Origin of the sequence: Nocardia otitidiscaviarum NBRC 14405, from assembly GCF_000308635.1 — a bacterium.
Classification (GTDB): domain Bacteria; phylum Actinomycetota; class Actinomycetes; order Mycobacteriales; family Mycobacteriaceae; genus Nocardia; species Nocardia otitidiscaviarum.
Window position 1 is genome coordinate 1 of the sequence record NZ_BAGD01000074.1, and the last position, 13306, is coordinate 13306.

A 13306-nucleotide genomic window follows, 5' to 3' on the forward strand; every position below is an offset into this window, starting at 1 on the left:
GAATACCGGAGGGCGGGGCCCAGTCGCCGTCGACGAGTTCCGGCGCACCGGGATTGAGCAGCAGCGCACGATAGACCATGACGGCGAGGGCGAAACGGTCGCTGTAGCGGTCGTGCGCGGGGATGCGTCCGGCCACCCATCGCGGATCGCGCCAACCCGCGGTGCCGACGCCGCGCTCGCGGACCTCCGCCGCCGGATGCACACCGTCGCAGTCGATGAGGTAGGCATGCGGAGAGCGCCTGTCCCACACCAGATTCTTCATCGAGATATCGCCGTGGACCAGGCCCAGCTCATCCAGACAGGCGAGGATGTCGCAGGCGCGCAGCAGGACGCCGACCCGCACCGCCGCGCGGGGTGGACGGGCGGCGGCCACGTACAGGAAATCCAGGGTGAGCGGTTTGCCGTGCTCGCTCAGAAACCGCGGCGGGATGAGCGGCAGGATCACCCCGGTCACGGCATCGGATTCGGCGATGATGTCGATGGGCCAGTTCACCGAGGATTCGGCGGTGGCGGCGACGGTCTCGGCGCTTTCGGCGTCGGCCGTGATCCGGGCTCCCCGCGCGGCGATCTCACCCAGCGTGTCGATATCCCGCCGATCGGTGAGCGGCGTGCGGTACCGCTTGAACACCCTGACGTGGCTCGCCTCGTCGCGGCAGGTGTACAGAATCGACTGCCCGCCGGAGGAATTGAGCGGTTCCGCATCGACCCGGTAGCGTCCGTACCGGCCCGCGACGGAGCTGTCCGGGTCGCTCATGCCGACAGCGGTTCCAGCCACACCACCACCGCGGTGCGATCGTCGTGCGAACCCTGCCGCCGGTACCGCAGCGAGTCCACCATCCACGCCGGACCGCAGGGCCGGGACCAGCGGTGTGCCAACCAGTCTCGGACATCCGGGGAGTCGAAGAGGTCCCCGGCGAGCCCGTCGGTGGCCAGGATCAGCAGCCCGGTGCCGGGCAGCGGCCAGCGCGCCGGTTCGAGCAGCGGACGCGGATCGTCGCAGGGCAGCGTATGCCGAACGATATTCAGCGGCCCGTCATCGACATCCGGGTAGACGACCTGATAGCCCTCCGATTCGGACCACGTGAACGCCTCGCAGTCGCCCACCCGCAGCAGCAGCATGTCCCGGCCGCCGCCCGGATGCAGCGGGAGCCAGCACAGCAGCATGGTGCTGGCCAGCTCGCGTGCGGTGAGGCCGAGGGTGGTGTCCCGCAACCGTTCGAGCGTGGCGACCGCCTGCCCGATGGCCCCCGTCAGCGCCGCGTGACCGCGCTCGACCACCTCCGCACCGGAGAGCGCGGCGACCTCCGACACGCACAGCCGGGCCAGGAGTTCCGCGCCGATCTGCGCGGTGTCCGCCTGCTGCCCGAGGCCGTCGCACACCGCCAGGACCAGGGCGCTGCCGTCCCGGGCGACGGTGAAGCCGTAGGAATCCTGTGCGGAACCGCCCCGGGCGGTATGTGATTGCCCGGCCAGGCTCACGGCGGCCACCCACCGCCCGGCGAGCATGCCCGCATCGGCCCGCACCCCCGCCAGGGCGGTCGCGGTGGCGGCGAGGCGGGGAGGGGGCAGCGGCCCGAGGTCACCGATCTGCGGTGCGTGCGAATCCAGTTCGGCGTAGCGGCCGCGGCCCGGGCCCACCAGCCCGATCGGCCGCTCAGACAATGTTCTCCGGCAGCCGGGTGAGATTCGGTGACGGCGCGATGATGAGCGCGCCACCGGACGGGCTGCCGAACGAACTGGAGGTGGAGCGGATACTGCCGATCACGCTGTGCAGAATCTCGCGCACCGCCGCGACCGGATCGGGATCGTCGGCGAAATACGCGTGCCCGGTCGACACCCGGCCGATGGCCTCCCGATCGGCAGCGCCCATCCCGAACGCGACCACTTCCGCCCCGAACTTGTCTGCGCGATCGGTGAGTTCGCGCCAGGCCGGCAGCCAGTCGCGGCCGTTGTGCTGACCGTCGCTGAGGAAGAAGACCACCGGTCGATAGAACCGGGTGCCTCGACCCAATCCGCGAATTCCCTGTTCGATCGCGGTCCGGGCGGTCCGCAGCCCTGCCGCGAAATCGGTCGAATCTCGGGTATCGAGCCGGGGCAGTTCGGTTTCCCAGAGGTTGGCCAGCGGCAGTTCGACGCGCGCGGAGGAGGAGAAGGTCACCAGCGCGATCCGAGCGATCTCACCGGTCGCCGGATCCTCCAGAATGGCCTGCCGCAGCTCGGGCAGGGCCTGGTTGACCGCCTCGATGGGCGCGCCGCGCATGGATGCGGACACGTCCACCACCAGACAGACCGGAAAGACCGGTGGACGTTCGATATTCGAGAACCGCGACGGCTGGCCCACGGTGAAACCCCCTCCTGCACAACACGTACCGGTGAGTGTGCCACAGCCCCGGCCGGTTATCCCGGCATTTCCGGCGGACGGCGATCGCCCGGCTATCCCTGGTGGAGCCCGAATCCGCTGCGCCCCGGTACTTCCCGGCCCGCGTGCAGTCGCAGCGAGGGCAGTTCGTAGTCGCCGCCGTTCTGCGGACGGTACGGGATCGGGGTGGTGTCGGCGAGGGTGAGCAGGCGCTGGCGATACTGCTTGGCGGCCACCGCGAAGTCCTCCTCGGTGCAGCGGTCCGCGCCGTAGAGGACGAAGGGCGGGACGACCCGCATACCGGCGTAGTAGAGGATGCCGTGCTGGATGGGGAAGAGCAGATCGTCGATGGGGCCGTTGACGCCACGGTCGGAGTAGTGGGTTTCGCGACCGCCGATGGTGACCGACAGCATGGCGCGCTTGCCCGCGAGCGTGCCCTCACCGTACCGATCACCCCATCTGGTCTCGTTGTGCTCGCCGACGCCGTAACCGAATCCGTAGCTGAATACCCGGTCGACCCAGCCCTTGAGGATCGCGGGCATGGAGTACCACCAGAGCGGGAATTGCAGGATCACCGTATCGGCCCAGCGCAGTTTGTCCTGTTCCGCGGTGACGTCGGGGGTGAGGTTGCCAGTGTCGTAGGCACGGCCGGAGTCGGCGACGACGCGCAGCGGCTCGCTGGCGGCCGGGCCGAAGTCGGCGGCGTCCACCAGCGGCTTCCAGTTCATGGCGTAGAGGTCGCTCACCTGTACGTCGTGGCCCGCCTCGGTCAGTGTGGACACCGCGACGTCGGCCAGCGCGCCGTTCAGCGACCGCGGCTCCGGGTGGGCGTGGACGATGAGTGTGTTCATTTCCGCTCCTTCGTGATCGGTCGTCTCCGATCCTGGCGGCGAACGAGCGCGCCGTTCAGGGGCGCTTCTTCCGTCGGACGCGACTTCCTGGTATCGGCAGGGCCACCCTCGATTGCGGTGGGTGTGGTGATACTGGAGCGATGGACGATCTCGCCGACTTCCTGCGCACCCGCCGCTCCCGCGTCGACCCCGCCGCGGTCGGCATCGCCACCGACGCGCGCCGCCGGGTGGCGGGGCTGCGCCGGGAGGAGGTCGCGCATCTGTCCGGTGTCAGCGTCGACTACTACGTGCGCCTGGAACAGGGCCGCGCCCGGCAGCCGTCGGCGCAGGTGCTCGACGCGCTGGCGGGGGTGCTCGGCCTGGCGGAGGTGGAGCGCGAGCACCTGCACCGTCTCGCCCGCAACCCTCGCAGACCGGTCCGCACCGCACCGGCCACCGCGCGCCCCCGTCCGGAACTGCTGCGCATGTTGGATCTGGTCGGCGACACCCCAGCTTTCCTGCTCGACCACCGCATGGACGTGCTGGCCGGAAACCATCTGGCCGAACTGCTTTTCGGCCGCCCGCTGCGCGAGTTCAACATCGCCCGCCACATATTCCTGGAGCCCGACGGCCTCGCCCTCTACGCCGCCTGGGAGAAATGCACCCTCGATACCGTCGGGCATCTACGCCTGGCCGCGGGTAAGTATCCCGACGACCCGAAGCTGGCTTCCTTGATCGGCGAACTCGCCATGGGCAGCGACCGCTTCCGCCGCCTGTGGGCCCGCGCCGAGGTCCGTGGTCGCACCCACGGCCTCAAGCCCTACACCCACCCGCTGGTCGGCCGCCTCGACCTGCACCAGGAGAATTTCACCCTCCCCGACGACTCCGGGCTGGAACTGATCGTCCTCTCCGCGCCCCGCGGCAGCGAAGCCCACGACAAGCTCAGCATCCTGGCCAGCCTCGGTGCCGAACAACGCGGCGACTCCAGGCACTCCGTCCGCGCCGAGCGCGACTGATCAACGGCGGTACCCGCGAACCGACCGTTGCCGGGAGCCTTCGGATCAATCGCCGGGCAGCGGACGGCGGAGTTCGGTGACGGCGATGCGGGCGACCTCGGCGATCGCGGCGTCGACCGCGGGCAGTACCGGGTCGGCGCGCGCCGCGCGGGTGAAAACCGCTACGGCGACCGGGTATTCACCGGGGAACTCCACCACGGCGACCTCGTTGCGGATGACGCCGATGGTGCCGGTCTTACCCGCGACCGACACGCTGCGATACGGGAAACCGGCGGCGATGCGATGCTGCCACACCTGAGCGCGCATGACGGCGCGGGCGTAGTCGGTGCGCTCGGGGGAGAGGATGTCGCCGCGCCACAGGGCGTGCAGGAAGCGCGTCATCTCCTCCGGTGTCGTCGCGCTGGTGTAGGACGGGTCGTAGGCCGACACCGACCACGCTTCGTCATTGCGCTCCAGCGCCGCGAAAGCCTCGGCGGTGGTGTGGGTGTCGGTGTCACGCACCAGGCTGCGGTGCAGGTCGGCGGTGCCGCCGATAATGCGGGTCCGGGTCAGACCGAGATCGTCGAGCAGCTCTTCGACGGCGGCCAGCCCGATTGCGCCGAGCAGGACGTCGGCGGCGGCGTTGTCGGAGACCGTCATCATGGAGGCGGCCAGATCGCGCAGGCTCATGGTCACCGGGTCCCGCAGCGCAGCGATACCGGTGGGGCCGGGCGTGCAGTCCGACGGCGTCACCGTGATCCGGGCGGTGGGGTCGACGCGGCCCGCGTCGATATGGCGGCAGAAGGCGACGAACAGCGGGAGTTTGTACACCGAGGCGACTACGACCCGTTCGTCACCGCCGAGTGAGATCTCGGTGCCGGAGTCGTCGCAGCGGCGGGCATGCAGCCAGCCGGTACAGCCCGCGTCGGCGAACACGGCCCGGATGCGGGTTTCCGCGTCACCGGTGATCGATTGGCTCCGTACGATATTCGGCATCGGGGTCGTCGGCATCGGGGTATTGGTCATCACAGCCGCTCCCGGTACAGCACCCGGTCCACGGCATCGGCGAGGGCGGCGGCCTCCGGTCGGTGCACGACACGGAGCCGCAGCGCCACCGCCTGCGGGGCCAGCCGCAGCCACGCCACGCCGGGTGTGGCGGCCGGGGCGGTGGTGGTGAGCCCGAAACTGGTTCCGGCGGCGACCGCGGCGAAGACGGCGCGATCATCCGGTGCGGGCACGGTGGGCGCGTCCAGTCCGCGTTCACGCAACAGGTCCAGCATGGTGTCGAAGGCGGGCGGATTGCCCGAGCGCGGCGGACAGGCGAAACTCAATCCCGCCAGCATCGGGAAGGTGGGCCGCTCGGCGCCGGCGCTGCGATGCTCCGACGGCACCACCAGCCAGCGCGGAAGCTTCACCACCGGCCGCGCCTCCACCCCGTCCACGAGTGCGGGATGCTCGATGACGGCGACGTCGCACAGCCCCGCCCGCACGGCCCCGACGAGGTCGGCGGTCGGAGCGACCGTCGTGGACACGGCCGCGTCCGCCACGACCGCGGTGCGCAACGCCCGCACGCCCGCGGTGATCAACGCATCGGGCAGTGCGGAGGTCGCACCCCAGTGCACCGCACCGTGCGCCTGCGCGATGCGCTGCGACTCGGCCAACAGCCGGTCGGCATCGTCGACGAGCAGCCGGGCGCGGGGGAGCAGCTGGAGTCCGGCGGCGGTGAGCACGGCTCCCTGCCGGGTGCGATGCAGGAGATCGACGCCCAGATGCTGTTCCAGCCGCCGCAGGCCCTGTGACAGCGGCGGCTGGGTCATCTCCAGCGCGGCCGCCGCCCGACCGAAATGCCCCTCGTCCGCGACCGAGACGAAGAAGCGGAGGTGGCGGATCAGATCCATGCGGTCATTGAACCAGCGACGCCGCGGCAATCCGCGCGGAGACGGGCCCCCGAGGCGTTCGAACGCGACTTTCCCACCCCGGTGACCTGCGGCGATATCGAACCCGACTCGCCCGCGCGCGGGGCGGATATTGGCCGGGGGCACCGCGGCGGTGATGTAGTCCGGCGGTGACCTTCTCGACGACACACCGCCGCATTCCACACCACCCCTTCCCACTCCGCCGATTCGTCGCCGTCGCGGCCGTCGCCGCGCTCTCGATGGTCGGCGCGGCCTGCGGCTCCGATCCGGGCTCCGAGCCCGCCGCGTCCACGAGCGCATCGGCCACGATCGCCGGTACCGATTCCTTCGCCTCGATGGAGTCCGAGCGGGCCGCCCGGCTCGGCGTGTACGCGGTCGACACCGGTTCCGGCCGGACCGTGGCCTACCGGGAGGGGGAGCGGTTCCCGATGGCCTCCACCTTCAAGGGGCTGGCCTGCGGGGCGCTGCTGCGCGACCATCCTCTGTCCACGGGATTCTTCGATCAGGTGATCCACTTCTCCCGCGACGAGCTCGTCGAGTACTCGCCGATGACCGAGCAGCGCGTGGACACCGGTATGACGGTGGCCGAGCTGTGCGAGGCGACGATCACCCTCTCCGATAACACCGCCGGTAACAAGGTGCTCGAATTACTGGGCGGCCCAGCCGGTTTCACCGCGTTCCTGCGGTCGATCGGTGACGAGGTGACCCGGCTGGACCGGTGGGAGACCGAACTCAACTCCGCCGTACCCGGCGACGAGCGCGACACCACCACCCCGGCCGCGCTGGCCGCCGACTACCGCGCGCTGGTGCTGGGCGATGTGCTCGGCGAACCCGAACGCGCGCAACTGAAGTCGTGGCTGGTCGCCAACACCACCGGTGACCAGCGCATCCGCGCCGGGGTACCCGCCGACTGGACCGTCGGCGACAAGACCGGCAGCCCCGCCTACGGTGGCGCGCTGGATGTGGCCATCGCCTGGCCGCCGGGGCTCGCCCCGATCGTGATCGCGGTATTGACGACCAAATCCGAACCGGACGCCGAGCCCGATAATGCGCTGGTGGTCGACGCGACCCGGGCGGCGGTGGCGGGACTGCGCTGACGCGGGGGAGTTCGAACATCCTAGTGTCGGCGCGCCACACGCCGGACACCGGGCGGTCTGATTCAGTCGGCGTCCGACCAGTTATCGTTCGGTAAATGACTGAGCAGACCGGAGCCACCCCATCGGGAACCGAGTCCGCTGATCGCGGAGGAACAACCGAAGCCGAGGGCCCGCCTCATCCCGAGGCGGGCCGCGGGTCGGTCAACCGGCCGGTGTTCTTCACCGCGGCGGGGATCGTTCTCGCGTTCGCGATCTGGGCGCTCGCCTCACCCTCGAGCGCCGAGACCGTGGTCGGTGAGGTCAAGACGTTCATATCCACCTGGTTCGGCTGGTGGTACATCATCCTCGCCACCGTCATCGTCGGACTCGTCGTCTTCATCGGTGCCAGCAAGTACGGCCGCTACCGGCTGGGGCCGGAGGAGTCCCGCCCCGAGTACAGCCTGTTCACTTGGACGGCAATGCTTTTCGCGGCGGGCATCGGCATCGACCTGATGTTCTTCTCGGTCGCCGAACCCGTCTACAACTATCTGCACCCGCCCACCGGCTCGGCCGGAACCAACGAGGCCGCCCGCGAGGCCGCCACCTGGACCATCTTCCACTACGGCATCACCGGCTGGGCCATGTACGCGCTCATGGGCGGTGCGCTCGCCTACTTCGCCTTCCGGCACAATCTGCCGCTGACCATCCGGGCGGCGCTGTATCCGATCTTCGGTAAGCGGGTGGAGGGCCGCTGGGGCGACGCCATCGACGTGGCGGCGGTGCTGGGCACCATCTTCGGCATCGCGACCTCGCTCGGCATCGGCATCGTCCAGCTCAACTACGGCCTGCACGAGATGTTCGGCATCGCCCAGGGCAAGGCGGCCCAGATCGGCCTCATCGCCCTGTCCGTCGTCATCGCGACCATCTCGGCGACCTCGGGCGTGGACAAGGGCATCCGGCGGCTCTCGGAGTTCAACGTCATCCTGTCCATCGTGCTGCTGGTCTACATCCTGGTGGCGGGCCGGACGGATTTCCTGCTCAACGGGCTCACCCAGAATGTCGGCGACTACCTGTCGACCTTCCTCGACCGCACCCTCGACACCTTCGCCTGGGACCGCAATCCGGAAACGGCGAACGAGCCGACCGCCTGGATCGACGCCTGGACGCTGTTCTTCTGGGCGTGGTGGGTGGCGTGGGCGCCGTTCGTCGGACTGTTCCTGGCGCGCATCTCGCGCGGACGCACCCTGCGCCAGTTCATCTTCGGGGTCCTGGTCGTACCGTTCAGCTTCATCCTGCTGTGGATCTCGATCTTCGGTAACAGCGCGCTGGAACTCGCCCGCGACGACGAGGACTTCGCGCTGACCACGGCGAGCCGGGCCGAGGCCGGGTTCTACTCGCTGCTCGAGCAGTACCCGGGCGCGCCGCTGCTGCTCGGCATCGCGACCATCACCGGTCTGCTGTTCTACGTGACCAGCGCCGATTCCGGTTCGCTGGTGATGGGCAACTTCACCTCGAAACTGCCCGATCCGATGGCGGACTGCGCCCGCAGCACCCGCATCTTCTGGTCGCTGGCGATCGGCCTGCTCACCTTGTCGATGCTGTTCGCCGGTGCGGGCGGTTCCATCACCACCCTGCAGAACGCCACCATCATCATGGGCCTGCCGTTCTCGTTCGTGCTCGCCCTCATCGGCGTGGCGCTGCTGCGCTCGGTGCGCAATGAATCGCTCAAGCTGGACAGCTACCGGACGACCCTGCCGAAGGCCATCGCGGCCGGACGCGGACCGTCCGAGCACGGCAGCTGGCGTCGACGCCTGCTGTCCACCATCCAGTACCCGGGGCCGGGGGCCACCCGGAAGTTCGTCGCCAACACCATCGTTCCGGCCATGCGGGAGGTGGCGGCCGAATTCGACCGTGCGGGGGTCACCGCCACGGTCGACGAATCCGGCCGGCACGAGGGAATCTCGTCGCCGCGACTGGTGGTCGATCAGGCCAACGAGCCCGGATTCGAATACTGCGTGTGGCCGGTGTCCGCGCCGACACCCAGCTACGCGGTGCTCTCCCAGCGCTCCGATGACCGCTACTTCCGCTGCGAGGTGTACCTCGCGGAGGGATCGCAGGGCTACTCGCTCAACGGCTACACCCGCGAGCAGGTCATCGGCGACATCCTCGACCAATACGAACGCCATCTCGGCTATCTGCATCTGCGCCGCTCGGCGACCGACACCCACGAGCCGACTCCGAGCGACGCCGACGTCACCGTCAGCGATCCTGAAGGGACACCTACCGCATGAGTCACACCCTGTACATCAACGGCTCCTGGTGCGCCGCGCAATCCGGCAAGACCCGCCAGATCCGTTGTCCCGCCGATAGTTCCGTGGTCGGCGTGGTCTCCGAGGCGGATGCCGCCGATACCGAGGCGGCGATCGCGGCGGCCCGGCGCGCCTTCGACCGGGGATCCTGGCGCGACACCTCGGCCGCCGAGCGCGGCGATCTGTTGCTGGCGGTGGCCGCCGCCATCGACGCCCAGCGCGCGGATTTCGTGCGCGCCGAAACGCTCGACACCGGTAAGCGGCCGTACGAGTCGGATATCGACATGTCCGATATCGCGAACTGCTTCCGCTACTTCGGCAAGCTCGCGGCCGAGGACGCGGGCCGGGTGGTGGACGCGGGTTCTCCCGATATCGACTCCCGCATCGTGTACGAACCGGTCGGTGTGTGCGGGCTCATCACGCCCTGGAACTATCCGCTGCTCCAAGCGGCGTGGAAGATCGCGCCGGCGCTGGCCGCGGGCAATACCTTCGTCCTCAAGCCGTCCGAGCTGACGCCGCACACCTCCATCCTGCTCATGCGGATCCTGGACGAACTCGACCTGCCCGCGGGCGTGGCCAATCTGGTCCTCGGCGCGGGTACGACGGCCGGTGCTCCGCTCTCGGCGCATCCGGACGTCGACATGGTCTCCTTCACCGGCGGCCTGGCCACCGGCCGGATCATCGCCCGCGAAGCAGCGGCGACGGTCAAGAAGGTGGCGCTCGAACTGGGCGGCAAGAACCCGAACGTCATCTTCGCCGATGCCTGCGACACCCGTGAGCGACTGGCCGCGGCCGTCGACAACGCCCTCAACGCCGCCTTCCTGCACTCCGGTCAGGTGTGCTCGGCGGGTGCGCGGCTGGTCATCGAGGAGTCGGCACACGACCGGTTCGTGGACGAGTTGGTGCGGCGGGCCGAGGAGATCCGACTCGGACTGCCGTTCGCCGAGGGCACCGAGACCGGGCCGCTCATCTCGGCCGCGCACCGCGACAAGGTGCACGCCTATGTCGAGCAGGCCCGCGCCGAGGGGGCGGTCATTCGCACCGGCGGCGCGTTCGCCACCGGCGATCAGGGTTCGGGCAGTCTCGACGACGGCTGGTTCTATCGGCCGACCGTCATCGACCGGGCCACCCGGGAGATGGCCTGCGTGCACGACGAGGCGTTCGGGCCGACCGTCACCGTGGAGACCTTCACCACCGAGGACGAGGCGGTCGCCATCGCCAACGACACCGAATACGGCCTGGCCGGTGCGGTGTGGTCGTCCGACACCGCCCGGGCCCGTCGGATCGCGGCCCGGCTGCGGCACGGAACCGTGTGGGTCAACGATTTCGGCCCCTACCTGCCGCAGGCCGAATGGGGTGGCTTCGGGCACTCCGGTGTCGGCCGCGAGCTGGGACCGTCCGGCCTGCACGAGTACCGCGAGGCCAAACACGTCTACGAGAATCTCCGGCCGGGTGTCACCGGCTGGTTCGCCGACCGAGGGGAGCGGAAGTGACCGAGTACGACTATGTGATCGTCGGCGGCGGCTCGGCGGGCGCGGCCGTCGCCGCTCGACTGTCGGAGGATCCGGCGGTGACGGTGTGTCTGCTCGAGGCCGGACCGTCGGATGTGGGCGACGACGCCATCCTGCGGCTGGACCGTTGGATGGAACTGCTGGAATCCGGGTACGACTGGGACTATCCCATCGAACCGCAGGAGAACGGCAATTCGTTCATGCGGCACGCCCGCGCCAAGGTGCTGGGCGGCTGCTCCTCGCACAACAGCTGTATCGCGTTCTGGGCTCCGCGCGAGGATCTGGACGCCTGGGAGCGTGAGCACGGCTGCACCGGGTGGGGTTCGGATTCGGTGTACCGGCTGTACCCGCGGATCGAGACCAATGACGCGCCGGGCGACCATCACGGGCGCAGCGGGCCGGTGCACATCATGACGGTGCCGCCGAACGATCCGTGCGGCGTGGCGCTGCTGGACGCCTGCGAGGCCGTCGGCATTCCGCGCGCCGAGTTCAATTCCGGCCGCACGGTGGTCAACGGGGCCAACTTCTTCCAGATCAACCGCCGCCCCGACGGGGTGCGCGCCTCGTCCTCGGTGAGTTATCTGCATCCGCACCTGGACCGGCCGAATCTGACCGTCCGGACCGGGGCCTGGGCCAAGAAGGTCGTCGTCGAGGGCGGGCGGGCCGTGGGCGTCGACATCACCGACAACGCCTTCGGCCGCACCACCCGGATCACCGCCACCCGCGAGGTGATCCTGTCGGCGGGGGCCATCGACACGCCGAAGCTGCTCATGCTGTCGGGTATCGGACCGGCGGATCACCTGCGCGAGAACGGCATCGACGTGCTGGTGGACTCGCCCGGTGTGGGCGCGCATCTGCAGGACCATCCGGAGGGCGTCATCGGTTTCGAGACGACGCGGCCGATGGTGGACCGGTCGACGCAGTGGTGGGAGGCCGGAATCTTCACCACCACCGTCGACGGACTCGACCGCCCCGACCTCATGATGCATTACGGCAGTGTGCCTTTCGACATGCACACGCTGCGGCAGGGCTACCCGACGGCCGAGAACACCTTCTGCCTCACCCCGAATGTCACCCACGCCCGCTCCCGCGGCACCGTCCGGCTGCGCTCCCGCGACTTCCGCGACAAGCCGCGCGTCGACCCGCGCTACTTCACCGACGCCGAGGGCCACGATATGCGCGTCATGATCGCGGGAATCCGCAAGGCCCGCGACATCGCCTCCACCGCTCCGCTTTCCGAGTGGGTGGCGCGCGAGCTCTACCCCGGCCCCGATGCGAACTCCGACGCGGAGCTGGCCGATTACATCCGCCGCACCCACAACACGGTCTACCACCCGGTGGGCACGGTCCGCATGGGTGCGGTCGACGACGCCATGAGCCCGCTGGACCCGGAACTGCGTGTCAAGGGCGTGCAGGCCCTGCGCGTCGCCGACGCCTCGGTCTTCCCCGCGCACACCACGGTGAATCCGAACATCACCGTCATGCTCGTCGGTGAGCGCTGCGCCGAACTCGTCGCCGGTCGCTAGTTCTCATCGCTGTGTGGCCCGGAACCCGTCCGGGCCACACGCATCGGGAGCGCCGTCGGTCCCGCCGGATACGCGGTCGCCGTACCGGCGCACCACGCCCGGATCGGGCGCGACATCCTGTCCGGTCAGGTTTCGCCGCCCCCCGCGGTGTCACCCCATCCGTATATGTGGCGCAGACGGTGTAAGGCGGTGTGATGGTGCTACCGGCTATCTCGAGGGCCGCGGTGATGGCCGTGGGCCTGGCATTGGCGATATTCGGTGTCGTGGGCTGCGCGACCGAGGACGACGAGTGCTGCTGGCCGACGGGTGCGGTCGGGACGCGCTATGCCGAGGTGTCGGGGCCGACCGGACCGTTGGGCGACTGCACCGGGGACGAGCGTGATCGCGACGGCGGTCGGCAGCAGGACTTCGAGCAGGGCGCGATCTACTGGACGCCGGATACCGGTGCGTGGGAGGTGTACGGGCAGATCGGTGACGAATACGAGAACATGGGCGGTCCCACCTCCGCCCTGGGGTGGCCGGTGAGCGGCGAACTGCCCACGCCGGACGGGGTGGGCCGCTTCAACCGGTTCCAGCACGGGAACATCTACCACTCCCCGGCGGGCACCTATCCGGTGTACGGCGCGATCTTCGACGCCTACGCGCAGCAGGGCTACGAGAACGGCCGACTCGGTTTCCCCACCTCCGGTGAGCAGGACACCGACGAGGGACGTCGCGGCAACTTCCAGGGCGGCTGGATCGAATGGAACAGCAGCACCGGCGCGATCACCGTCGGCTGACCCTG

Annotated in this window: 12 protein-coding genes; 6 read left to right on the forward strand and 6 right to left on the reverse strand. The window is 69.5% G+C overall.

Translation table 11 applies throughout. The features are described 5' to 3' along the window. The 4 genes from ON31_RS14795 to ON31_RS14810 all read right to left on the reverse strand — a co-directional run. The coding region (locus ON31_RS14795; protein ID WP_157533679.1) for a serine/threonine-protein kinase at positions 1–775 on the reverse strand (775 nt) is incomplete at its 3' end. After that, positions 751–1662: a protein phosphatase 2C domain-containing protein gene (locus tag ON31_RS14800; RefSeq protein ID WP_147287217.1), complete on the reverse strand. Its 912-nt coding sequence runs from the start codon at positions 1660–1662 to the stop codon at positions 751–753. The genes ON31_RS14800 and ON31_RS14795, both read right to left, overlap by 25 nt. Then, on the reverse strand, positions 1655–2341 hold the full coding sequence (locus ON31_RS14805) for a vWA domain-containing protein (RefSeq protein ID WP_051037260.1): 687 nt from the start codon (positions 2339–2341) through the stop codon (positions 1655–1657). The genes ON31_RS14800 and ON31_RS14805 overlap by 8 nt, the downstream gene beginning before the upstream one ends. 92 nt (positions 2342–2433) lie before the next feature. Then, positions 2434–3210, reverse strand: a complete 777-nt coding sequence (locus ON31_RS14810) for an NAD(P)H-dependent oxidoreductase (RefSeq protein WP_039814211.1) — start codon at positions 3208–3210, stop codon at positions 2434–2436. Positions 3211–3350: 140 nt separating this feature from the next. Here ON31_RS14810 and ON31_RS14815 point away from each other — a divergent pair, with 140 nt between their 5' ends. Continuing rightward, the gene (locus ON31_RS14815) at positions 3351–4205 is read left to right on the forward strand and encodes a helix-turn-helix transcriptional regulator (RefSeq protein WP_039814213.1); all 855 of its coding nucleotides are present in this window, start codon (positions 3351–3353) and stop codon (positions 4203–4205) included. A 45-nt stretch (positions 4206–4250) separates the two neighbouring features. Here ON31_RS14815 and ON31_RS14820 read toward each other — a convergent pair whose 3' ends face one another. Together ON31_RS14820 and ON31_RS14825 are read right to left on the reverse strand one after the other, a co-directional pair. Continuing rightward, entirely contained in the window at positions 4251–5153 is a 903-nt protein-coding gene (locus tag ON31_RS14820; RefSeq protein ID WP_039814351.1) for a serine hydrolase, read from the reverse strand. A 56-nt stretch (positions 5154–5209) separates the two neighbouring features. Next, the gene (locus ON31_RS14825; protein WP_039814352.1) at positions 5210–6082 is read right to left on the reverse strand and encodes a LysR family transcriptional regulator; all 873 of its coding nucleotides are present in this window, start codon (positions 6080–6082) and stop codon (positions 5210–5212) included. A 257-nt stretch (positions 6083–6339) separates the two neighbouring features. On the opposite strand from ON31_RS14825, the gene bla reads away from it, so the two are divergent. From bla to ON31_RS14850, 5 genes are all read left to right on the forward strand, one after another. After that, positions 6340–7197 carry a class A beta-lactamase gene (bla, locus tag ON31_RS14830; RefSeq protein WP_063821504.1) on the forward strand — a complete coding sequence of 286 codons (858 nt, stop codon included), beginning with the start codon at positions 6340–6342 and terminating at the stop codon, positions 7195–7197. Between the two features lie 95 nt (positions 7198–7292). Further along, entirely contained in the window at positions 7293–9467 is a 2175-nt protein-coding gene (gene betT / locus ON31_RS14835; RefSeq protein ID WP_039814216.1) for a choline BCCT transporter BetT, read from the forward strand. Further along, on the forward strand, positions 9464–10978 hold the full coding sequence (locus ON31_RS14840) for an aldehyde dehydrogenase family protein (protein ID WP_039814218.1): 1515 nt from the start codon (positions 9464–9466) through the stop codon (positions 10976–10978). Before betT ends, ON31_RS14840 begins: the two co-directional genes overlap by 4 nt. Further along, positions 10975–12522: a GMC family oxidoreductase gene (locus ON31_RS14845; RefSeq protein ID WP_039814220.1), complete on the forward strand. Its 1548-nt coding sequence runs from the start codon at positions 10975–10977 to the stop codon at positions 12520–12522. Before ON31_RS14840 ends, ON31_RS14845 begins: the two co-directional genes overlap by 4 nt. 194 nt (positions 12523–12716) lie before the next feature. Then, entirely contained in the window at positions 12717–13301 is a 585-nt protein-coding gene (locus ON31_RS14850) for an LGFP repeat-containing protein (protein ID WP_039814222.1), read from the forward strand. Positions 13302–13306: the final 5 nt, after the last annotated feature.